The 21,628-nt window shown below is 61.6% G+C and carries 19 protein-coding genes; 4 read left to right on the top strand and 15 right to left on the bottom strand.

What is annotated here, in order from left to right; all coding sequences use genetic code 11:
• Positions 1-133 precede the first annotated feature (133 nt).
• Positions 134-2,110: a ribonucleoside-diphosphate reductase subunit alpha gene (locus GKO01_RS00555; RefSeq protein ID WP_099285152.1), complete on the top strand. Its 1,977-nt coding sequence runs from the start codon at positions 134-136 to the stop codon at positions 2,108-2,110.
• A gap of 25 nt (positions 2,111-2,135) precedes the next feature.
• Positions 2,136-3,155: a ribonucleotide-diphosphate reductase subunit beta gene (locus GKO01_RS00550; RefSeq protein WP_099285150.1), complete on the top strand. Its 1,020-nt coding sequence runs from the start codon at positions 2,136-2,138 to the stop codon at positions 3,153-3,155.
• Here GKO01_RS00550 and GKO01_RS00545 read toward each other — a convergent pair.
• The gene (locus GKO01_RS00545; RefSeq protein WP_099285148.1) at positions 3,152-4,018 is read right to left on the bottom strand and encodes a tRNA1(Val) (adenine(37)-N6)-methyltransferase; all 867 of its coding nucleotides are present in this window, start codon (positions 4,016-4,018) and stop codon (positions 3,152-3,154) included. The two genes, GKO01_RS00550 and GKO01_RS00545, sit on opposite strands and share 4 nt — an antisense overlap.
• Before the next feature lie 149 nt (positions 4,019-4,167).
• On the opposite strand from GKO01_RS00545, the gene GKO01_RS00540 reads away from it, so the two are divergent.
• Positions 4,168-5,223, top strand: a complete 1,056-nt coding sequence (locus tag GKO01_RS00540; RefSeq protein WP_099285146.1) for a polyprenyl synthetase family protein — start codon at positions 4,168-4,170, stop codon at positions 5,221-5,223.
• A 38-nt stretch (positions 5,224-5,261) separates the two neighbouring features.
• Here GKO01_RS00540 and murI read toward each other — a convergent pair whose 3' ends face one another.
• The gene (gene murI, locus GKO01_RS00535) at positions 5,262-6,110 is read right to left on the bottom strand and encodes a glutamate racemase (RefSeq protein ID WP_099285144.1); all 849 of its coding nucleotides are present in this window, start codon (positions 6,108-6,110) and stop codon (positions 5,262-5,264) included.
• Positions 6,110-6,856, bottom strand: a complete 747-nt coding sequence (locus GKO01_RS00530; protein WP_062030279.1) for an orotate phosphoribosyltransferase — start codon at positions 6,854-6,856, stop codon at positions 6,110-6,112. The genes murI and GKO01_RS00530 overlap by 1 nt, the downstream gene beginning before the upstream one ends.
• A gap of 207 nt (positions 6,857-7,063) precedes the next feature.
• Between GKO01_RS00530 and GKO01_RS00525 the strand changes: the two genes are divergently transcribed.
• Positions 7,064-7,300 (top strand): hypothetical protein, encoded by a 237-nt coding sequence (locus GKO01_RS00525; RefSeq protein WP_024716776.1) that lies wholly within the window; start codon positions 7,064-7,066, stop codon positions 7,298-7,300.
• A gap of 16 nt (positions 7,301-7,316) precedes the next feature.
• On the opposite strand, the gene GKO01_RS00520 is transcribed toward GKO01_RS00525, so the two are convergent.
• The 12 genes from GKO01_RS00520 to GKO01_RS00465 form a co-directional block, all read right to left on the bottom strand.
• Complete coding sequence (locus tag GKO01_RS00520; RefSeq protein WP_099285142.1) at positions 7,317-8,612, bottom strand: citrate synthase; 1,296 nt, start codon at positions 8,610-8,612, stop codon at positions 7,317-7,319.
• A gap of 92 nt (positions 8,613-8,704) precedes the next feature.
• A complete protein-coding gene (locus GKO01_RS00515) occupies positions 8,705-9,220 on the bottom strand; it encodes a SixA phosphatase family protein (RefSeq protein ID WP_099285140.1) in 516 nt (171 codons plus the stop codon).
• Entirely contained in the window at positions 9,220-9,564 is a 345-nt protein-coding gene (locus GKO01_RS00510) for a chorismate mutase (protein WP_099285138.1), read from the bottom strand. Before GKO01_RS00510 ends, GKO01_RS00515 begins: the two co-directional genes overlap by 1 nt.
• Positions 9,554-10,240: a metallophosphoesterase gene (locus tag GKO01_RS00505; RefSeq protein WP_099285136.1), complete on the bottom strand. Its 687-nt coding sequence runs from the start codon at positions 10,238-10,240 to the stop codon at positions 9,554-9,556. The genes GKO01_RS00510 and GKO01_RS00505 overlap by 11 nt, the downstream gene beginning before the upstream one ends.
• 112 nt (positions 10,241-10,352) lie before the next feature.
• Positions 10,353-14,888: an AAA family ATPase gene (locus GKO01_RS00500; protein WP_099285134.1), complete on the bottom strand. Its 4,536-nt coding sequence runs from the start codon at positions 14,886-14,888 to the stop codon at positions 10,353-10,355.
• Between the two features lie 34 nt (positions 14,889-14,922).
• The gene (locus GKO01_RS00495; protein ID WP_099285132.1) at positions 14,923-15,558 is read right to left on the bottom strand and encodes a thioredoxin domain-containing protein; all 636 of its coding nucleotides are present in this window, start codon (positions 15,556-15,558) and stop codon (positions 14,923-14,925) included.
• Positions 15,559-16,194 (bottom strand): DsbA family protein, encoded by a 636-nt coding sequence (locus tag GKO01_RS00490; RefSeq protein WP_099285534.1) that lies wholly within the window; start codon positions 16,192-16,194, stop codon positions 15,559-15,561.
• A 56-nt stretch (positions 16,195-16,250) separates the two neighbouring features.
• A complete protein-coding gene (locus GKO01_RS00485) occupies positions 16,251-17,198 on the bottom strand; it encodes a hemolysin family protein (RefSeq protein WP_099285130.1) in 948 nt (315 codons plus the stop codon).
• The gene (ybeY, locus tag GKO01_RS00480; RefSeq protein ID WP_099285127.1) at positions 17,195-17,701 is read right to left on the bottom strand and encodes an rRNA maturation RNase YbeY; all 507 of its coding nucleotides are present in this window, start codon (positions 17,699-17,701) and stop codon (positions 17,195-17,197) included. The genes GKO01_RS00485 and ybeY overlap by 4 nt, the downstream gene beginning before the upstream one ends.
• Positions 17,670-18,848 (bottom strand): PhoH family protein, encoded by a 1,179-nt coding sequence (locus GKO01_RS00475; protein ID WP_099285125.1) that lies wholly within the window; start codon positions 18,846-18,848, stop codon positions 17,670-17,672. Before GKO01_RS00475 ends, ybeY begins: the two co-directional genes overlap by 32 nt.
• Positions 18,842-20,242, bottom strand: coding sequence for a tRNA (N6-isopentenyl adenosine(37)-C2)-methylthiotransferase MiaB (gene miaB, locus GKO01_RS00470; RefSeq protein ID WP_099285123.1), 1,401 nt, complete (start codon positions 20,240-20,242; stop codon positions 18,842-18,844). Before miaB ends, GKO01_RS00475 begins: the two co-directional genes overlap by 7 nt.
• A gap of 271 nt (positions 20,243-20,513) precedes the next feature.
• The gene (locus GKO01_RS00465) at positions 20,514-21,470 is read right to left on the bottom strand and encodes a lysophospholipid acyltransferase family protein (protein ID WP_099285121.1); all 957 of its coding nucleotides are present in this window, start codon (positions 21,468-21,470) and stop codon (positions 20,514-20,516) included.
• Positions 21,471-21,628: the final 158 nt, after the last annotated feature.

The following is a 21,628-nucleotide window of genomic DNA, read 5'->3' as shown; positions in this document are numbered from 1 at the left end:
TCCCTAGATATGGGATGGTTCGAATTCACAGCTCTTTCGATTTTGCAAGCGAACTTCGTGCTTGCGATCGGGTTCGGAGTGATGGAAATGAGTGCTCAAGATTTCGAAAATAGATGCCCTGCGGAGAGAGCGAATGACCCTTCATGACGTGACGATGGACGTGTCCGATCAGTCCGACCGACCGCATGACGTGCGCCCGCTATCCGACCACCCCGTGGGCGAGACGCCGATTCCCGGAGATGCCAATTCGGCGGACATGTTCGACGATGTGGTGCAGCTTCCGGGCCATCATGCCGTACGCGTCGATCGTTCGCGCGATTCCCTGCTGACGGATTTCGGCAAGGCGACACTCAACAACCGCTACCTGCTTCCGGGCGAGGACTATCAGTCACTTTTCGCCCGCGTCGCCTCCTATTACGGCGCGGATGCAGGTCATGCGCAGCGGATCTATGACTACATTTCCCGCCACTGGTTCATGCCGGCCACGCCTGTTCTGTCCAATGGCGGAACCGAGCGCGGACTGCCGATTTCCTGCTTCCTGAACGAAGCCGAGGACAGCCTTGAGGGAATCGTGGGGCTGTGGAACGAGAACGTCTGGCTGGCGTCCAAGGGCGGCGGCATCGGGTCTTACTGGGGCAATCTGCGGTCCATCGGCGAGAATATCGGTCGCAACGGCAAGACCTCCGGCGTCATTCCCTTCATCCGTGTCATGGACAGCCTGACTCTGGCAATCTCGCAGGGTTCGCTCCGTCGTGGCTCGGCCGCGGTGTATCTGCCGGTGTGGCATCCGGAAGTGGAAGAATTCGTTGAGATGCGCCGCCCGACGGGTGGTGATCCGAACCGCAAGGCGCTGAACCTTCATCACGGCGTGCTCGTGACCGATGCGTTCATGCGTGCGGTCGAGGCGGACGAAGAATGGGCACTGCTGTCGCCGAAGGATCACAGCACGATCCGCAAGGTGTCGGCGCGCGGTCTGTGGATCCGGATCCTGACGGCGCGGATGGAGCAGGGCGAGCCCTACATCATCTATTCCGACCATGTGAACCGCGCGCGGCCCGAGCATCACAAGTTGGCCGGGCTGGAAGTGAAGACATCCAATCTCTGCGCTGAGATCACCCTGCCGACCGGCATCGACCATCATGGCAAGAACCGCACAGCTGTCTGCTGCCTCTCCTCGCTCAATCTTGAGACCTGGGACGAGTGGAAGGATGATCCGCAGTTCATCGAGGACGTCATGCTGTTCCTCGATAACGTGCTGCAGGATTTTATCGACCGCGCTCCAGATGATATGGCGCGTGCCAAATACGCCGCTGCCCGTGAGCGTTCGGTCGGGCTAGGCGTGATGGGTTTCCACTCCTTCCTTCAGGCCCGGATGATCCCGTTCGAGTCCGTGATGGCGAAGGTCTGGAACCGGAAAATTTTTGAATATATCCGCAAGCAGGCTGACGCTGCGTCGAAGCATCTGGCGGAAGTGCGTGGTCCGTGCCCCGATGCCGAGGAATACGGCTTCATGGAGCGCTTCTCGCACAAGCTTGCGATCGCTCCGACGGCCTCGATTTCGATCATCACGGGCAATGCCAGCCCCGGAATCGAGCCGATCAGCGCCAATGTGTTTCTGCAGAAAACGCTTTCGGGTTCGTTCTCGGTGCGCAACCGCCACCTGAAGAAAATTCTGGAAGAGCGCGGGCAGGACACGGATGAAGTCTGGTCGGCGATTACGCTGAACAAGGGCTCGGTGCAGGATCTCGACTTCCTGACGCAGGACGAGAAAGATGTGTTCAAAACGGCGTTTGAACTCGATCAGCGCTGGGTCGTGGAACATGCCGCAGACCGTGCACCGTTCATCTGTCAGGCGCAGTCGGTCAATCTGTTCTTGCCCGCTGACGTGCACAAGCGTGACCTGCATCAGATCCATTTCCAAGCTTGGAAAAAGGGCCTGAAGTCTCTCTATTACTGCCGCTCCCTGTCCGTGCAGCGCGCCGATGCGGTGTCCACGCTGGCGGTAAAGAGCGACATTCTGGAAGACGAAAAATACGAAGCCACGGCTCAGGCCGCCCCGCGCGGCGAAATGAGCAGCGGCGATTACGAAGAGTGCCTGTCCTGCCAGTAATGGCGGGATGTGAAAGGACGCGATCATGAGCGACACCACCCCGATCTCCGGCACGCCGGACGAGCAGCATTTCGACCTGATGACCGCCAACCCGGTCTACAAGCCTTTCCGCTATCCTTGGGCCTATGACGCCTGGCTGACCCAGCAGCGCGTCCACTGGCTGCCCGAGGAAGTGCCGCTGGCCGATGACGTTAAAGACTGGCACCGGACGCTGACGGCAGCCGAGCAGCATCTCGTCACGCAGATTTTTCGCTTCTTCACGCAGGCGGACGTGGAAGTAAATTCCGCGTACATGAAGTATTACAGTCAGGTTTTCAAACCGACTGAAGTGCTGATGATGCTGTCGTCGTTCTCGAACATCGAGACGATCCACATCGCCGCGTATTCCCATCTTCTTGATACCATCGGGATGCCCGAGACCGAGTATTCGGCCTTCTTGAAATACAAGGAGATGAAGGACAAATACGATTTCATGCAGTCGTTCAACATCGACAGTAAGCGTGAAATCGCCAAAACCATGGCGGCGTTCGGGGCGTTTATGGAAGGCCTCCAGCTTTTCGCGTCCTTCGCGATTCTGCTGAACTTCCCGCGTTTCAACAAGCTCAAGGGCATGGGGCAGATCGTGTCCTGGTCGGTGCGTGACGAGACGCTGCACTGCCTGTCCATGATCCGCCTGTTCCGGACGTTCATCCGCGAAAACCCGGAACTGTGGACCCCCGATTTCCGCGAGGAACTGACGCAGGTCTGCCGCACGACGGTCGAGCACGAAGATGCGTTCATCGATCTGGCGTTCGAAATGGGCCCGGTCGAGGGCATGTCGTCGGACGATGTGAAGGCGTACATCCGATTCATCGCTGATCGTCGCCTGACGCAGCTTGGTCTGGATCCGGTCTATGGGCAGGAAAGCAACCCACTGCCGTGGATCGACGACATGCTGAACGCCGTTGAACACGCCAATTTCTTCGAGAACCGTTCGACCGAATATTCCCGTGCCTCCACCTCCGGCACATGGGAAGAAGCGTTTGAAGGCAACGTTTTCAGCTAAAAACAGGGTCTGGAGAGGTTCTGACTTTCAGGCAGGGCTTCTCCGTCTCTCAGAACACGCTCTGCAGCAGCGGTGAAACGCCCGTCCGTCTCATGCAGAACCAGTCCGGCCCGAAGCCGGAAAATTCCCCGTCCGCCATAGACGGCGCGGACCAGAACCAGCTTTGCTTCGCGGCCCGCTCGTGGCCAGAAAGGATAAAGCTGGATCGAACCACACCCATTTTCCAGTAAAGTCCGGCAGATCCTGTCCGCGCTGGCGACTGACAGGACGAATGTCAGCGTTCCGCCCGGAAGAACCCATTTCGTCAGAGCGCGGGCCCAGTCTTCCGGTGCGGTCGTCTCCGCACTCAGGGCGAGGCGGCGTCGGCTGTCGGGAGAAGGCGTACCGTGCGCGCTGTGCCAAGGCGGATTGGCCATTACATGATGAAAACGACCATTGGCGGTTGGTGTGAGGGCGCGCAGGTTTTTGGGGATGTCGGGCAGATGGGCGTGGACCACCTGAATCCGCGTTTCACCGTCGGGATCAGCATTGGCGCGGATATTGCGCTCGGCCAGTGCCAGAGTTTCCGGATCGGCTTCCAGCCCGACTCCACGAACCCCCGGAAGGCGCGCGGTGAGGCACAGCAGGGCTGCTCCCGCCCCGCAACCGGCTTCCAGAACTGTTTCGCCGTCTTTTGCCGGGATGGAGGCCGCCATGAGAACAGGTTCCAGGCCCGTCCTGTAACCTTCGGTGAACTGGTCGTAGCGCACGCGCCCTCCCAACAGCGATCCTTCTTCGCGGGCCGGACCGGGACCGGAAAATGCATGGCCGGAAAAGATGTTCGGAGGGGGCAATGGGTTGACCGTCTTCCTGCTGCCGCTCATATGGTCTTTCCAACCTGTCGTCCGGCGTTACATGGTCCGTTCGTTCTTGTCGCGACAGGAGAGAAAGAACGGGCTACGCCACATCATATCGTGCCCGTGCGCTCCTGGGCCAGCCCCCGGAGCCGTTGCGGGAACTGGAGTAATGACCCTTGGATTCTGCCGCACCGGACGTTTCTGCGACCGTTGATAAAGCTGTGCTCAGGGATGCAGGGAGCGAGAGCGCCCTTTCCGCTCTGTCCGCCTATCTGGAACAGGACATGCAGGCCTGCAACCGCGCCATTATCGCGCGGATGGAGAGCCCGGTTCCGCTCATTCCGCAGCTTGGCGCCCATCTTGTTGCAGCGGGTGGCAAGCGCCTGCGGCCACTGCTGACGCTCGCCGCCTCCCGCCTGTGTGGCTATCAGTCGACTCCTGAAAATCAGCGTCATGTCGGACTGGCAGCCTGTGTGGAGTTCATCCACACCGCAACGCTGCTTCACGATGACGTGGTCGATGAAAGCAATCTGCGTCGTGGGCTGGCGTCGGCCAATGCAGTTTTTGGCAACAAGGCGTCCGTTCTGGTGGGCGACTTCCTGTTCGCACGCTCGTTCCAGCTCATGACGGCCGATGGCTCGCTCAAGGTCATGGCGATCCTGTCCGATGCTTCGGCGACGATTGCCGAGGGCGAAGTCCTTCAGATGGTGACGCAGAACGATCTCTCCACACCGGTTGAGCGGTATCTGGAAGTCATTCACGGCAAGACGGCGGCTCTGTTCGCGGCAGCCTGCCGCGTCGGGGCAGTCGTGGCTGATCGTCCCGAAGCGGAAGAAGTGGCGCTGGACCGTTTCGGGACCAATCTGGGCATGGCGTTCCAGTTGGTGGACGATGCGCTCGACTATGCTGCCGATCAGCAGGTTCTGGGCAAGACCGTTGGTGATGACATGCGCGAGGGCAAAATCACACTGCCGGTTCTGGCGGCTTATGAAGTGGGCTCCCCCGAAGACCGGGCGTTCTGGGAGCGTGTCATTGAAAAGGGCGAGCAGACGGACGCTGACCTGCCACATGCGCTGGCCCTGATCGAGAAGACAGGTGCCATTGCCACGACTATTGCCCGTGCACGGGTTTACGCCGCCGAAGCCGTCGAAGCGCTGTCCATTTTCCCGGACAGTGAGCTGCGGCGTCTGATGGCAGAAACGGTCCAGTACACCGTCGATCGCGCCCGCTGAGGCGCCTCAACCCCTACCCGTGATCGGGTAGGGGTTTTTCAGCTTTCCGCTGTCATGAGCGGAGCGGGGGCGGTGAGCAGCTCCCACCCCCTGAAACCGAGCCTTGCGGTGGCGGCCTGAAGCCCGGGTGCGGTGTGCGGCAGTCGGGTCATGAGGAAACGGCCTTTCTGCGCTGCTTCTGCTCCGTGAGGCGTCGTCTGAAGGACGGTTCCGACCTGTCGGGCGACGGCAGAAGCCGGGTCAAGCCAGCGGACACCGGGTGGAGACAGGCGCTCAAAAGCATCCATCAGAAAGGTGTAGTGAGTACAGCCCAATCCAACCGTATCAATCTCGTCGCCATAAGGCTGCCCGAACAGGCAGTCCAGTTCGTGCTGGATGTCCGCATTCGTAATGACCTCACCCAGAAAAGCACGTTCCGCCAGATCGGCCAGTCTACGCGCGCCATGGGTAATCAGACGGCAATCCGCAGCGAACTCCTGATGCAGCCGGAGTGTATAGGGGCGCCGTGCGGTGGCGGAGGTCGAAAGCAGGCCGATGACGCGGCTTTCTGAAACACGCCCGGCCCATCGGATGGGAGGGACGCATCCGACCACCGGGATGTTGAGTCGTTCACGCAGGGCGGGGAGGGCGATCGTACTGGCGGTATTGCAGGCAATGACCAGCACATCGGGCTGGAGCCTGTCGCAGGCCGCGACCAGAAGGCTGACGATGCGCGATGTCAGCAGGTCATCCGGCTGTTCGCCATAGGGGAAGAGTGCCGTATCGGCGAGGTAGTCGATATGAAGGTCGGGAAGGAGATCGCGCAGGGCCTGCACGACGCCCATCCCCCCGATGCCGGAGTCAAAAACCAGACTCCGGCCTGCTGGCACGGATGCGCCAGTCTCCATCAGGCTTCAGCTTTGGCCTTGAGAGCCAGCGCCTCTTCCGCGCTGCTCACACCGCCATGCTTCTTCGACCAGCCACACGGATCTTCGAGGAAGCGGCGGACTTCGGCGCTGTCTTTTTCAGAGAAGTAGTTCGCCCCCGCACAGGCTTCCAGCACGTCCCACCAGGTGCACAGCGCATGGAGAGAAATGTCCATATCCGCCAGCGTTTTGTGAGCACCGGGGAAGACGCCATAGAAGAAGACAACGAAGGTGTGGTTCACGATGGCACCCGCATCACGCAGGGCATTTGCGAATCGGATCTTGGACGCGCCGTCCGTCGTCAGGTCTTCGACCAGCAGGGTACGCATGCCTTCGGGCACATCGCCTTCGATCTGCGCGTTGCGACCAAAGCCCTTGGGCTTTTTGCGGACATAGGCCATCGGCGTCATCATCCGGTCCGCGATCCAGGCGGCGAACGGAATACCGGCGGTTTCGCCACCCACGACGGCGTCGATGCTTTCATAGCCGATATGGCGGCCGATCTTTTCAACGGCCAGTTCCATGATCTTGGTGCGCGCACGCGGGAAGAAAATGATCTTGCGGCAGTCGATATAGACCGGGGACTTCCAGCCTGACGTCAGGGTGTAGGGGTCTTCCGGGCGGAAGTTGATGGCCTTGATCTCAAGCAGGATACGGGCCGTGGCGAGGGCCGCGTCGCGGTCCCACTGGGTGCGGCCCGCCATCGGGCTCTCGGCGAACTGGGTCATGCTTGTCTCCGCTGACGTCGTTTTCTCGTGGTTTACCGGGCTGTCGCCGGGAAGGGTAGGGGCAATATCGCCCGGCTTGAGACTGTGTGAATTTTATCCGCTGCCTGTCAGTGTCACAGGCAGTTCCGATCTTCCTGCTTGCATGGGAGGCTCGGGAGTTCTAGGGAGAGATATCGATATTCATTCTCATTTACGGCAGGATCAGAAGTGAGCATAGAGACCAGCCGGATCGGCCGGAAATGCGAACGCGCTGTTGTGACGGCCTATCAGGAACTGCGGGAGGTCGGTCAGCCGGACATGCAGGCCTTCGCCGCATGCACGACGCTGTACCGCATCCATCACCCCGAATCTTCCGTCAAGGAAGCCCGCCGCCTTGTCGCGGAATGGATCGATCATCACGTCGTCCGTCAGGCCAGAGGCCAGACGCCGGGCTGCGATTGCTGAATTTTGGAGAGGAGCTTCAGCTCCTCTCACTCATCGGGACGAAACTCCGCTCCGCCGCACCGATATAGAGTTGTCGAGGGCGGCTGATGCGGACGGACGGTTCCTCGATCATTTCCTTCCACTGACTGACCCAGCCGACCGTCCGCGCGACAGCGAACAGAACGGTGAACATGCTCTTGGGAATGCCCAGAGCCTTGAGAATCAGTCCGGAATAGAAATCCACATTTGGATAGAGACGACGGCTGACGAAATAATCGTCTTCGGTCGCCACACGCTCCAGCTCCATCGCCAGATCCAGAAGCGGATCGCGCTTGAGGCCTAGCTCTTCAATGACTTCATGGCAGGTCGCCTGAAGGATTTTCGCGCGTGGGTCGAAATTCTTATAGACGCGATGGCCAAAGCCCATCAGGCGCACGCCGGAATTGCGGTTTTTGACTTCATTGAGGAAGGCCGGGATGCCGTCACGACTGCCGATGGATTCCAGCATGCCCAGAGCTGCCTCATTGGCCCCTCCGTGCGCAGGTCCCCAGAGGGCTGCAATGCCTGCCGCGATGCAGGCATAGGGGTTCGCTCCGGTGGAACCGACAAGCCGCACAGTGGTCGTGGAAGCGTTCTGTTCATGATCGGCGTGCAGCAGCAGAATGCGATCCATTGCACGCGCCAGAACCGGATTGACGCGGTAATGGTTGCCGGGACGGGCAAACAGCATGTGCAGGAAGTTCTCTGAGAAGGACATCTCCTCATCGGGATAGATGAATGGTTCGCCGATGGAGTATTTATAGGCCCAGGCCGCGATGGTTGGAACTTTGGCGATCAGACGCCGGGCGGAAAGATCCCGCGCCTCGGGCTGGGAAATGTCGAGCCCGTCGTGATGGAATGCGGACAGAGCGCCTACGGTCCCACACAGGATCGCCATAGGATGCGCGTCGCGGCGGAAGCCGTTGAAGAAGTTCCGGATCTGCTCGTTCAGCAGCCGGTGGGTGTTCATGTCCTTACTGAAAGCCTGATACTGCGCGGCCGTCGGCAGTTCGCCGTAAAGCAGCAGATAGGCCGTTTCCATGAAGCTCGCATTCAGGGCCAGATCCTCGATCGGATAGCCGCGATGCAATAAGACGCCTTTGTCGCCGTCAATGTAACTGATGGCGCTGGTGCAGGTGGCAGTGCTGCCCAGTCCGGGGTCGAAGGAAAACACGCCCGTTTTCTGGGACAGGGCGCGCATGTCCATGACGTCCGGGCCGATCGTTCCTTCCAGCAGCGGAAACTGGCGGCTGAGGCCATCGAGGCAAAGGGTCGCGGAACGATTTTCGGACATGCAGAAGATAACCCGCCTGAAATGTAAGAATGTTATTCCGTTTTATCTCTGAAAGGTTTTTTGTGTCCAGAGAGCGTCTCTGAACAGAGCTTTCAGGGCAAAAGAAGTGTGGCCGGCTGAATGGTCGACGGACGGACATCCAGCCAGTCTCCCGGAACGTCGAGAATCGTCAGCCCCGCAAGCGGATAGCCCCGGGAGAGAGCCGAGAAACGCATATTCTGAAGGGCCGGACCGAGGAGGTCGCAGGCGAACTCACCGATGGTCGGATTATGTCCGACGATCAGAAGCGTTCGTATAGTCTCGGATGTGGCATGCACGAGACCGTAGAGGGTGTCCGGAGTTGCGGAATAGAGGCTGTCTTCGATTGAGACTGAAGCCGCCTGATCCAGCGCGTCCAACACGCCCTGAGCCGTTTGTCGGGTACGGATAGCGGGACTGCACAGAAGCTGCGTCGGGCCGTGCAGATCGAGTGCGGCAAGTTGTTTGCCAATGCTCGCGGCCTGTTCGCGCCCTCTGGACGTCAGCGCGCGACTGCGGTCGCCGTCTTCCGTCAGGACATGCGGGACGGCCTCCGCATGGCGCAGCAGCAGGAGGCGGTGCAGGGGCATCAGGCTTCCGAAGCCTTGCGTGCATTGGCGGCGATGGCTTCGTGATGGCGGATGACTTCGTGAATGACGAAGGCCAGAAACTTTTCGGCGAAATCCGGATCGAGATGCGCATCACGGGCGAGCTGGCGCAGGCGTTCGATCTGCCGTGTTTCGCGGGATGGGTCCGCAGGCGGTAGATGGGCGCGGGCCTTGAGCTGTCCGACTTCCTGCGTACAGCGGAACCGTTCCGCAAGCATGTGGATTAGGGCGGCATCAATATTGTCGATGCTGCCGCGCAGGCGTTCGAGTTCGGCCAGAGCAGGATCGGGAGTGCGGGAGGGGGAAGACACAGGCTCAGGGCTCATTCAGATCAATCCATGCAAGATGGCCGCCTTTTCCGGCGCCAAGATCGGTAAAGACGGCCGTGCCCCCCAGACGTCCCGTCCGGCGCCAGGGGCGTCCGTCGGTCGAGCGGCGGTCATGGCCGACATACACCGTCATCCCTTCGGGGATACGGTTGATCCAGGTCAGGCGGCGTTCGGGATAGCCATCCGGCTGCATGCGGCCGGTGGTTTCTCCAAAAAGGGCGCGGGACAAGGGCGCGGACATCTCGCCCAGACCCGGCACGGGGGAGTGGGACAGCATGGCGGTATGAAACCCTCCATGGACGAACAGCGAGCGCCCGATCCGCAGCCATGTCGGGGCCTGATCGATTGCCCTGTAGATGCGTTCGGGGAGGCCGTCATATTCCGGCAGCGAGATCTGACGCAGCGTTTCCTCAAGCGGCGGATCACGTCTCAGGCGGCGGCCTTCAAGGGCGCGGCCGAGTTTGCGGTCATGATTGCCGAGAATGAAAAGCCCGCGCTGCTGCTCCAGAAGGTCGAGCATCAGCTCCATCACGCCCGCGCTGTCAGGTCCGTGATCGACGAGGTCTCCGAGCTGGATAACGAAGCGTTCCGTCGCCGTCGCATGCCGGAAAGCATTCAGATCGCCATGCACGTCCCCCACCACGCGAATGCCGTGTTCACGGATTCGCGTCATGACGGGGTCGGGAAGGGGAGGATCAACGAAGATGGCGCGTGCTTTCTGATTTTCCTTCTATCAAAGGGCCAGAACGGTCCAAGGTCAATTTATCTGTTTGAGAAAATTGACCTTAGCCGTCCATCAACGCAGCTGCGCGCCCCAGATCGACTGACAGAACCCGGCTTACACCACGCTCCTGCATCGTGACACCATAAAGACGATCCATATGCGCCATCGTCAGTTGATGGTGCGTCACGACCAGAAAGCGCGTTCCGGCTTCCTTCGTCATATCGGACAAAAGCGAGCAGAACCGCTCGACATTGGCATCATCAAGCGGCGCATCGACTTCATCCAGCACGCAGATCGGGGCAGGATTGCATCGGAAGGTCGCAAAGATCAGAGACAGTGCGGTCAGGGCCTGTTCGCCACCCGACAGCAGAGACAGCGTGGAGAGCTTCTTGCCGGGAGGCTGCGCGAAAATTTCCAGCCCCGCTTCCAGTGGATCATCGCTTCCGACCATACCCAGATGAGCGCGTCCGCCGCCGAACATCCGGGCGAAGAGGGACTGGAAATGCCGGTCCACTTCCGAAAAGACGGCCAGAAGGCGCTCACGTCCTTCGCGGTTGATTGTGCCAATCCCGCCACGCAGCCTGTTGATGGCAGCCGTCAGCTCAGCATGCTCGCGGGCGATGGTTTCCGCCGTTTCGCGAGCTTCCTCGAATTCGGCTTCGGCCCGCAGATTGACCGCGCCAAGGTCTTCACGCTCGCGGGTAAGGCGGGAAAGGCGCCGGCGGGTCGCGGTCTCGGCCTGTTCGGACAGGTCGGACGGATAGGCCGCACCCTGCGCGCCCCCTTCTGGCGGTTCGCTATCGGCCAGAAGGCGCTCTCGGGCGGCAACAGCCTGTTCCGCGCGCTCGGTCAGGCGTGCGATCGCCTCGCGCCCCGCGGCTAGTGCCAGATCGGCGTTGCGGCGCTGTTCCTGTGCTTCAAGCCCGGCTGCTCCAGCGGCTTCATCAGCGGCCCGCGCCACATCGTAAGCGCTCTGGGCGTCCGCCAGGGTCTGGTCGTGTCCGGCGAGTTTGCGCTCCAGTTCGGCAGGAACTGCGCTGACTGTCTGGAAGCTGGTGTACAGTTTGTCCCGTCGCTCCCGCAGATGCGTAAGGCTTGCGTCTCCGGCCGCGATCTGGCTGCCCAGCACCTCAAGTCTGGCACGAACCGCAGTCAGCGCGCCGGTCAGGCGAACGTCCTCAAGGGAAAGACGCGCGCTTTCGGCTCGGGCAGCTTCCAGAAGATGCCGGGTTTCATGGAGCGGGGCCGTGGCGTCCAGAACCGTCTGTTCCAGCAGAGTGGGCTCGGGACGCTCCGCCAGTTCGGCCATGCGCTTCGTATGTTCGTCCCGCAGACGGCTGACGAGGGCCTGAAGCTCCGTCTGGCGCGGTTGCAATGCGGAGCGGCGGGCGAGGGCCGTTGCGGCAGTCTGGTCCAAAATCTGGAGTTCGCGGGTCAGACGCTGGGCTTCTTCACAGCTCTTTCGCGCGGCTTGTGTCGCTGTATCCGCCGCAGACCGTGCCACATCGAAAGCCTGCTGCGAGGTCTCGGCGGCGGCACTCAGAGCGGAAATATCGGGACGGTTTTCCTGTTGCTGGAGGACAGTGCGCTGTTCTGCAAGACGGGCCTGTTCCGCTTCCAGCCGCGCTACGGCTTCATCCAGATCCCGCAGACGCGCCAGCGTGGTGTCGTGGCGCAGAAGAGCCTGATCCAGAGTCCGGGCGGCGGTATCGGCGGCATTCCGGGCGTCCTGAAGCCTCGTTCCCGCCTCCCTAAGCGTTTCGCGGGCGGCTTCGGCATCCTTTGTGCTGTTTCGGGCCTGCGCCTGAAGGTTCTCGGGATCGGGATGGGCGGTCAGTTCGGCTTCTGCCTGTGCGACGCTGGTCTGCGCGGCTGTCATCGCGCTTTCCGCGTCTTTCAGACGTTCGCTGGCCTGCTCCCAATGCGTGAGAGCAAGGGCCGCTTTTTGCTCAATCCGTGACGAGACGGTTCGGGCTTCGGCGAGTTGGGGTTCGAGTGCCGCGCGTTCCTGCCGCAGAGTGATCAGGACTGCTTCGGCCTGCTCGCGGGCCTGCAAGGCTGCGGCACAACTTTCTTCCAGTGCGGGCTGTGAGGCAAGATGGGACTGAAGAAGCGCGCGGGCGTCCGTCAGACGGCGACGCTGCTCCAGTCGTGCCGCACCGGAATCCGGGGCATCGGCCGAGCGTGTGAAGCCATCCCAGCGCCAGAGCGCCCCGCTGCGGCAGACCAGAACCTGTCCCGGCTGGAGAGTTTTTTGCAGATCAGGCCCTGCGGACTCGTCGTCCAGCAGGAAAGCGGCGTCCAGACAGCGTTGCAGCGCTGCAGGTGCCTGAACCAATATCGAAAGCCGAGCGCAGTCCCGTAGCTTTGCAGGGGTAAGCCGTTCCAGAGAGCGCCAGCGTCGATCGGCTGAAACATTGTCAGCAGCGAGGGAGGCATCCAGCCCGTCCGCCAGAACTGCTGCGACGGCCCGCGCCATGTCTGCGGGAAGGTCCAGCACATCTTCGAGCGGGTCGGGCTGTGCGGCCACGGCATTGAGGCTCTGCTCCAGCCCTTCACACTCGCCCTGTGTGCGCAGGATCAGCGTTTCCAGTGCGGAAAGTGCCTGCCGAGCCTGTCCCTCCCGTTCGCGGGCGGTCGTGAGGGTGGCGTCCGCGTCCGCAAGAGATTGCTGAAGGGTTGTCAGGCGGTCTTCAGCCTGCGTCACGGTATTGCGGACGTCCTGAACCGTTTGTTCGGGGACGAGAGCGGTCCGGGCTGTCGCTTCCGCCGTTGCGGCGATCTGCACTTTCTGGCGCGCCTGATCGCGTGCATGGCGGCTCTGTTCGACGGCGCGGAGCAGCGTTTTATGACGCTGCATGCCTTCCTCGGCTGCCGCACGGGCTTCCAGCCAGATCGTGCCAAAGCGTTCCTGTTCCTGCCTTGCCTGCGCTTCCAGAGCATGGGCGTCGCTCTGGGCCTGTGCCGTGACGTCGCGGGTTTTTTTAAGATCCGTGCGGGCTGCTTCCGTGAGGAGCCCGGCCTGGGCAGTCTCACGCGTTGTCCGGTCCTGCGTGATCTGGGCCTGTGTCGTCTGAAGGCGTCTGTCCAGATCGGCTTCCGTGGCTTCCAGCGCCTGAAGACGATTTTTGCCGTCTGTCAGCGCCTGTCCGTCCAGTTCTGCTTTCAGGCGTGCCTCCTGCAAGGCTGTTATACAGCCCTGCTCTTTGCGGCTGTCGGCTTCGGACTGTTCCTGCATCGACGCAGCATTCTGACGCAGCGCGTTCAGTGTCGTATCATCGGGAGTGGCCGCGTCCAGAGCAGCGATTTCCGCCTGAATTGCGTCGAGTGCGGTGGCTTCCGTATCGAGCCGCAGCGTCAGGGCCTCAAGTCCTTCCACCATCGCATCCCTGCGAATGGCTTCGGCGTCCCGCAAACGGGTTGCGTCTTCCAGCGTGAGCGCCTGCTCCTTTTCGAGCGCATCAAGGCGCTCGCATTCGGCGCTGCAGGCCGAGCGGAGTTGCGGGAGCGCATCCATTTCGGCTTCAAGCGCCTCACAGTCTGCGGCAGTCGTTTCCTGTGTCGCCCGGTCCGCCGTCAGAATGGCATGGCTTCGGGCCAGATCTCCTTCCGCCTGTTCGAGGCGCAGGCGTGTTTCGGATTCGGCCTGTCGGGCGCGGTCGAGATCCTGCCTCAGGGTCTCGGACTGCACTTTCAGGCGCTCAAGCGTACTGCGCAGACGGTCCGTTTCCTCGCGGGCTTGTGGGGCGGCCTTGCGGGCTTCGAACTCGGCGATGGCCGCGGTTTCGGCGGCGCGTTCGGCTTTTTTAAGATCCTCGCGCGCCTTGGCCAGATCGTCCCGGCTGCGTTGCACAGCCAGATTGGCGCGGGCATGGAGCAGGGCATGGAGCGCGGTTTCCGTCTCGCGGATCTTTTCGGAAAGCTCACGGTATTTCCGGGCCTGAACCGTCTGGCCTTCGAGGCTCGCAAGCCGTTCCTCAAGTTGCAAACGCAGATCTTCGGCGCGGGAGAGATTGGTTTCGGTCTGGCGGAGTTTGAGTTCGGCGTCGTGGCGCCGGGCATGCAGCCCGGTGATGCCCGCAGCTTCTTCAAGCAGCAGGCGTCGTTCCTCGGGCTTGGCGGCGATGAGTTGGCCAACACGGTTCTGGCTGATGATGGCGGAGCTTCGTGCGCCGGACGCCAGATCGGCGAACAGGGTCTGAACGTCACGCGCCCGCATGACGCGGCCGTTGATGCGGTATTCGCTGCCCGATCCGCGTTCGGCCCGACGGCTGATTTCCAGCTCCTCCGCCTCCTGAAACGGCGAAGGTGCCAGTCCTGCCGCATTGCTGAGATGCAGCGTGACCTGTGCTATGTTGCGGGCCGAGCGGGCGCCAGTCCCCGCGAAAATCAGATCATCAAGCTCTCCGCCGCGCAGCGCGCGAGCAGAGGTTTCGCCCATCGCCCAACGAAGGCCCTCGACGACATTGGATTTGCCGCAGCCGTTTGGCCCGATGATCCCCGTCAGACCCGGAAGGATATCGAGACGCACCTCATCGGCGAAACTCTTGAAACCGCCAATGCTCAGGCGGTCGATCGTCGTGGTGCGGCTCGACATCGGGCTAGGGAAATACCGGTCCTAGAGGATTGGATCAGGACGCCTTGGCGACGAGATCGGCGAATTTTTCGTAGGTTTCCGGGTCCTGATCGTAATGCGTGTTGTTGAAGCGGAAATACGGGGTGCCTTGAATGTTGTAGGTGTCCGCGTCCTTCTTGACCTGATCGAACAGGGCTTCGGCGAAGGCATTGTCCTTGCTGATGGCATCGAACTGGGCTGCGGAGACGCCAGCGAGAGCAGACATCTGCTGAAGGCGCTGCATCGGATCGCCACCGGCCGCGAAAGCCCACTGCATCTGGCTGGAGAACAGGGCTTCGATGAACGGGACGTAGCGTTCTTCGGGCAGGGAGCGGGCCACCATGGCAGCCGTCAGACCGACACGATCGCCGGAGAAATCATGGAACTGATAGCGGATTTTCCCCGTGTCGATCAGCTTCTCCTTGATCTTGGGGAACTCTTCCGTCGCGAAATGTGCACAATGTGTGCAGGTCAGAGAGAACCATTCCTGAACCAGAACCTTGGCATTCGGATTGCCAATAATGCGCGGGCTGAGGCGGGGGTCGTTCGACGTTGCATCGGCGGCGTGAGCCGTACCAGCGACAGATCCCGCAAGAGCGAGTGCCGGGGCGGCAGAGACGAACAAGCGGCGGGAAAGGGAAAGACGGGTCATTCAGGAAGCCTTTGCGACTGCTTTGGCGAAATCATCATAACTCCCGACCACGTCGGGCGCGGGAACATCATTGATGCGGAAATATGGCGTGCCTTGGATCTGGAGGAAAGCGCCGTCGTGATCCTGCTTGTTGATAATGGCCTCGCGCAGGGCATTATCTGCGTTGATCCGGTCAAATTCCGCAGAATTCACCCCGAACAGGGCAGCGCGTTTCTTCAGTTCGGCAACCGGATCGATATTCTGTGCGAACGCCCACTCGTCCAGATGGTCCAGCAGATCCGTCACGAAGGCTTCGTAGCGGTCCGCTGGCAGGGAGCGGGCGACCATGGCGGCCAGCAGGGCGACCTGATCGATCGGGAAATCATGAAAGCGGTAACGGATCTTTCCTGTGTCGATCAGGTTCTTGCGGATCTGCGGAAAGATCTCCTTTGAGAAATGGGCGCAGTGCGAACATGTCAGGGAGAACCATTCGTCCACGATGATCTTGGCATCCGGGGAGCCGATAACGCGTGGTCCCATGCGCGGGTCGCTGGCGGGCACATCGTCCGCCCGTGCGAACGGTGCCGCCGCAGTGGCCACAAGAGCCATTCCGGAGGCGATGAGGGTACGGCGGCCGAGAAGCTGGGCGGCAGGCATGAACGGGGCTCCGCTGAAAACGATGGTGATACTCGAACGACGAACACGCGGCTCCGTCAAGAGCCCCGGTCGTCTTCCTGTGTCTTGAGAGCGGGAAGCGGCTTGTTTTCCCAGCTTTCCGGAACCCGCATCCGCAGGGCACGGATATGCCGGGCGTCTGCATCCAGAACGCGGAATTCCAAACCGCTTTCATGGGTTAGAACTTCATCCCGGGCCGGGACATGTTCGGCCAGACGGAATACCAGCCCGCCAACCGTCTCGATTTCGGCTTCGCGTTCGGCATCCGTCAGGACAGCGCCGAGCCGCTCCTCAAGTTGCCGCACGGGAAGGCGGGCGTCGATGTCGAAGGAGCCGTCCGGACGCTCGACCCACATGGTTGTCACCGGGTCATCATGTTCGTCCGAAATATCGCCAACGATGGTCTCAATCAGATCTTCGATCGTCACGAGCCCGTCGATGCTGCCATATTCGTCAATGACGAGGGCCATGTGCATCTGGCGCTGACGCATCTGGAGCAGCAGGTCCAGCACGGGGATCGTGGGCGCGATCATCAGTGGCTGACGGAGCAGCGGACGGATGTCGAAAGCTTCCGGCTCGCCGACATAGGCGATCAGATCCTTCACATGGATCATGCCCGCAATGTCGTCGAGCTGGTCGCGATAGACCGGAAGGCGGGAGTGGTTTTCCCGGCGCATCAGGTCCAGTGCTTCGCCGAACGGGAGGGCCTCGGGCATGGCAATGATGTCTGCGCGCGGGATCATGACGTCATCCGCCGTGATGTCGCGCAGACGTAGCACGTTCATGATGAGGGAACGTTCCTGCCGGTCGAGTTCGGGCTCGTCGCTGGCGTCCTCAGTCGGCTGGCTGGCTTCGTGAACGAGGGTCGCTATGGATTCGCGTAGGCCCTGATCGCGGTTGCGACGATTGAAAAGTCCAAAAAGTCCACGCGAGGAGCGGCTTTTGCCCGACTCTTCCGATAAGCGGTCGTTGGTATCGTCGCTCATATCCGGACACTCCCCGCCATTTGCGCGTTGCCTTGCTGCCATGGATCGCCAAAGCCGAGGGAGCGCAGCGTCCGGGTTTCGATGCCTTCCATTTCCCGGGCTTCACCGGGATGATGGTGGTCATAGCCAGCGAGATGTAGCGCGCCGTGCACCACAAGATGCGACAGATGCGCCCTCAGGGAGCGTTGTGCGGCATTTGCTTCGCGTCGGACGGTCTCATAGCCGAGCACGATGTCTCCGCCATGCTCCGGCGAAAGCGGCTCGAACGTCAGGACGTTCGTGGGCTTGTTCCTGTCCCGGAAGCGCGCATTGAGGCGCTTGACGATCCTGTCCGTTGCCAGAAGGATCGAAGGGGCCGGAGACTGCGTGAAATCGGGGCCACCCTGACGGGCGACCGCGACGAGAGCGCGCCGGATTGCACGCTCCGTTCCCGGCACCGAGGCGCGCCAGCGCGCGTCCTCGATGATGATGTCAGTGCCGGCGTGTCGACTTGGAGGTTCCATTGTTTTCCCGGCGCAGCCTGTTCCGGAAGACGTCCCGGGGGGCTGGCGCTTTCTGTTCATAGGCATCGACGATACGGGCAACCAGCGGATGGCGCACCACATCTTCGGAAGAAAAACGTGTTATGCCGATTCCCTTGATACCTTCGAGGGTCTCGACCGCTTCGCGCAGACCGGATGATACACCATTCGGCAGATCGATCTGACTCAGATCGCCCGTAATGGCCATGCGTGTGCCTTCGCCCATACGGGTGAGGAACATCTTCATCTGGGCTGCGGTCGTATTCTGGGCTTCGTCCAGAATGACGTAGGAATGAGCCAGCGTGCGTCCGCGCATGAAGGCGAGCGGCGCCACTTCGATCTCACCCGTCCCCATGCGGCGCACCACCTGATCGCCCGGCATCATGTCGTGCAGGGCATCATAAAGCGGGCGCAGATAGGGGTCGATTTTTTCGCGCATATCGCCGGGCAGGAAGCCGAGGCGCTCACCAGCTTCGACGGCCGGGCGTGACAGCACGATCCGGTCCACCTGTCCCGCGAGCAGCATGCCGACGGCCTGTGCGACGGCCAGATAGGTCTTGCCCGTGCCAGCCGGACCGATACCGAACACCATGTCGGTATTGGCTAGCATCTCCATATAGGCAGCCTGACCGTGCGAGCGCGGGGCGATCACGCCGCGCTTGGTCCGGATGGCGGGCAGATCCCCGAATGGAGTGGCAGGCAGGGTCTGCGGCTTGCCGTTGCTTTTTTCGGGGCGGCGGGGCGCATGGCCGCGCTGGCGTTCTTCCGGAACCGGACGAACCTGCCGTGTATCGACCGGACGCTCCGGACGGCTGGGGAGGGCGGTCAGGCGAATGACGCCATCGACCTGTGAGGCATCAATCGTGCCGTCCTGTTCGAGCTGGTTGTACAGCGCGATGATGGCCGCCTGCGCCCGTCCGACCGTGTCCGTTTCGCCGGAAATGGCAATCTTGTTGCCACGACAGGACAGCTTGACGTTGAACCCTTCCTCCAGCCGGACGAGATGCCGGTCATGGTCTCCCAGCAGGCGCTGGAGCAGGATGTTGTCGTTGAAACGCAAGGCAACGGTGCGGTTGCCTTCGGAGCCACTGCTGGTGGCGACGGGACGGGTCGGGTGCGTTGTCAGCAAGCGGAGGCTGTCTCCCGGATCAGGGTGCCGCCCAGGGAATTGGTGCGGCGTGTGGTGATGGCGACCTTGACGGTGGAGCCGATTAGATGGTCGGGGCCGTCGAAGTGAACAGGCTGGAGGTAAGGCGAGCGCCCGGCAATCTGCCCGGGCTTGCGGCCCCGGTTTGTCACCAGAATTTCCTGCACCGTCCCGACCATGTCGGCGTTGAAGGCGTCCTGCTGTTCGCGCAGAAGTGCCTGCAACTCGGCGAGGCGACGGTCCTTCACGTCCTCGGGCACCTGCATCGGCTGCCCTGCGGCGGGAGTGCCGGGACGGGGGGAGTATTTGAAGCTGTAGGCCATGGCGAAACCAATATCGCGCACGAGCTGCATGGTTGCTTCAAAATCTTCTTCCGTCTCGCCGGGATGACCGACGATGAAATCGGACGACAGGGCCAGATCCGGACGGGCTTCGCGCAGCTTGCGGACGCTCTCCCGGTATTCGTCCGCCGTATGGCCGCGGTTCATGGCCTTGAGAATGCGGTCCGAGCCGCTCTGCACCGGCAGATGCAGGAACGGCATGAGCGCCGGATTGTCCCGGTGTGCGTCGATCAGGCTCTGATCCACGTCGCGGGGATGGGACGTCATGTAGCGGATGCGGCCCAGACCGGGGATCTGCGCGAGCTGTTCGACCAGTCCTGCCAGCGTCGCACTGCCGCCGTTGCCGTCACCGCCATGATAGGCGTTTACGTTTTGCCCGAGCAGCGTGATTTCACGCACGCCACTTTCCGCCATCCGCCGCGCTTCCGCGAGAACGGAGGCCACGGGACGGCTCGTTTCCGCGCCACGGGTATAGGGCACCACGCAGAACGAGCAGAACTTGTCACAGCCTTCCTGAATGGTGAGGAACGCCGTGAGATTGCCCTGCGTCTGGGGGGCAGCATCCGTGGGCAGGAAATCGAATTTCTGCTCGATCGGAAAATCCGTCTCGATCACCGCACCACCCGCACGGGCGGCACGGGCCACCATTTCGGGCAGTTTGTGATAGGTCTGCGGGCCGAGCACCAGATCAACATAAGGCGCGCGGGAGAGGATGACCTCGCCCTCGGCCTGCGCCACGCAGCCTGCCACAGCGATGATGGTCCGATCCTGCCCGTTCCCGATCCGCTCGTCGCGGATCTTGCGCAGGCGTCCGAGTTCGGAAAAGACCTTTTCGGTCGCCCTTTCGCGGATGTGACAGGTGTTGAGAATGACCATGTCCGCGTCTTCGGGCCGCTCGACCGGACCGTATCCCAGCGGGCGTAGGACATCGGCCATGCGCGCGCTGTCATACACGTTCATCTGGCAACCCCATGTGATGACATGAAGGCCGCGCGGTGCCTGCACGGCGGGCGAGGGGTCGGAAGAAGCGGGCATGGCTGGGGAGTTCGGCGTGGCGGTCAAGGTCTCGGTCCGGGAATGGCAGAATCAGGCACACACATCGGGGCAGGCATCCTCGAGGTCAAGCCTGTTCCGGAGAACGGCTGGCCGGATGCAACGGGACGACGGATGATCAGACGCGCCTGAATGGGTAATACCACCTCCGGACACGAAAGCCGGGTTGCTGCCGTGTCATGACCCGAAAGTGGCGTGGAGGCAGGCTTCAAGTCAAGATAAACCTGACGGCGGACCCGACGGCCGAGCCATTTCAGGCTCCGACAGCTTTAGGGCGAGCGCGGCGGAGGTCTGCTGCGCCAGTACTGACGGCCTCGTACGTCGCGCGCGACAGGTCTTTGCGGGAGAGGAACTCATCCGGCGTGATCGGTTCATGCAGCATCAGAGACGCTCCCATGGTGCGCCATTGGCCGAAAGACCAGAGATGTGGCGCAAGATCCATGTCGCCATACCATGAAAACACATTCCGGCGGCTTCGTCCGACCGGCAGGCCTTCAAGACTGTCATAAACGACCGAAACGGGCTGGATCAGCACGGGCGGGGCTTTGGGCAGGCCGACTTTTTCCAGACGCCCGGGTTTGGCGACTGCGAAAAACGAGGACAGGAAAGGCAGAACGCGCGAGCCGTCCGAGGACGTGCCTTCGGGGAAGAGGACAATATCGTCCCCGTCCCACAGATGTGCGGCCATTTCCTGAAGCTCGCGGCCGGTATCCTTACGGTTGCGGCTGACGAAAATCGTGCGGCCCAGACGGGATGCCGTGCCGATGAGGGGCCATTTGCCGACTTCGCCCTTGGCGACAAAGACGACAGGAAGCTCGCTGCCGATAATGGCGATATCGAGCCAAGAGCAGTGATTGGCCACGAAGACCACCGGGCGCTTGCCGTTGCGGACGTCCTTTGCAGTCCGCACGCCGCCCGCGCTGCTGCCGATGACTTTTGTTTTGATGCCCAGAATCCGGCACACGCCTCTCCAGTATATGCGCGGCATCATGATTTTTAACCGCCCGGGCAGACGCACCAGAACGGCCTGAAGATTGCACGCCCAGAACGTCCAGATCAGGACGAAGGACAGGCGCAGCGCACAGCGCAGACGGCTGTAGAGCGATGTGGATGTTGTCGGCTGAAAAGCCGGAAAGGCGGCATTTTCATCCACGACGGGACGGTTGTGACCGCGTCGGCTCTTCGGGGTCTTGGCATCACGATGGGACATGGGTGCTGAGTGATACGGTTTTCGCGGGGACGACACAATCTTGTTTGTTTCCGTGCCTTCAAACAGAGCATTTTTCCGGGCTGTCTCCGCCGTGAAGGGCTTGACAGGGAGCGCCGTGCAAGGTTCCTCGGATTATGCAGTCCTGTCGTTCGGTCTGC

This window comes from Gluconobacter kondonii, from assembly GCF_002723995.1.
GTDB lineage: Bacteria > Pseudomonadota > Alphaproteobacteria > Acetobacterales > Acetobacteraceae > Gluconobacter > Gluconobacter kondonii.
This window is presented reverse-complemented; position numbering and strand designations above follow the sequence as displayed.

Excerpts from the sequence above, each read along its gene's own strand:
- GKO01_RS00555 (WP_099285152.1), top strand. The coding sequence starts at position 134 with ATGACCCTTCATGACGTGACGATGGACGTGTCCGATCAGTCCGACCGA.
- GKO01_RS00550 (WP_099285150.1), top strand. The coding sequence starts at position 2,136 with ATGAGCGACACCACCCCGATCTCCGGCACGCCGGACGAGCAGCATTTC.
- GKO01_RS00545 (WP_099285148.1), bottom strand. The coding sequence starts at position 4,018 with ATGAGCGGCAGCAGGAAGACGGTCAACCCATTGCCCCCTCCGAACATC.
- murI (WP_099285144.1), bottom strand. The coding sequence starts at position 6,110 with ATGGAGACTGGCGCATCCGTGCCAGCAGGCCGGAGTCTGGTTTTTGAC.
- GKO01_RS00530 (WP_062030279.1), bottom strand. The coding sequence starts at position 6,856 with ATGACCCAGTTCGCCGAGAGCCCGATGGCGGGCCGCACCCAGTGGGAC.
- GKO01_RS00520 (WP_099285142.1), bottom strand. The coding sequence starts at position 8,612 with ATGTCCGAAAATCGTTCCGCGACCCTTTGCCTCGATGGCCTCAGCCGC.
- GKO01_RS00515 (WP_099285140.1), bottom strand. The coding sequence starts at position 9,220 with ATGCCCCTGCACCGCCTCCTGCTGCTGCGCCATGCGGAGGCCGTCCCG.
- GKO01_RS00510 (WP_099285138.1), bottom strand. The coding sequence starts at position 9,564 with ATGAGCCCTGAGCCTGTGTCTTCCCCCTCCCGCACTCCCGATCCTGCT.
- GKO01_RS00505 (WP_099285136.1), bottom strand. The coding sequence starts at position 10,240 with ATGACGCGAATCCGTGAACACGGCATTCGCGTGGTGGGGGACGTGCAT.
- GKO01_RS00500 (WP_099285134.1), bottom strand. The coding sequence starts at position 14,888 with ATGTCGAGCCGCACCACGACGATCGACCGCCTGAGCATTGGCGGTTTC.
- GKO01_RS00495 (WP_099285132.1), bottom strand. The coding sequence starts at position 15,558 with ATGACCCGTCTTTCCCTTTCCCGCCGCTTGTTCGTCTCTGCCGCCCCG.
- GKO01_RS00490 (WP_099285534.1), bottom strand. The coding sequence starts at position 16,194 with ATGCCTGCCGCCCAGCTTCTCGGCCGCCGTACCCTCATCGCCTCCGGA.
- GKO01_RS00485 (WP_099285130.1), bottom strand. The coding sequence starts at position 17,198 with ATGAGCGACGATACCAACGACCGCTTATCGGAAGAGTCGGGCAAAAGC.
- ybeY (WP_099285127.1), bottom strand. The coding sequence starts at position 17,701 with ATGGAACCTCCAAGTCGACACGCCGGCACTGACATCATCATCGAGGAC.
- miaB (WP_099285123.1), bottom strand. The coding sequence starts at position 20,242 with ATGCCCGCTTCTTCCGACCCCTCGCCCGCCGTGCAGGCACCGCGCGGC.
- GKO01_RS00465 (WP_099285121.1), bottom strand. The coding sequence starts at position 21,470 with ATGTCCCATCGTGATGCCAAGACCCCGAAGAGCCGACGCGGTCACAAC.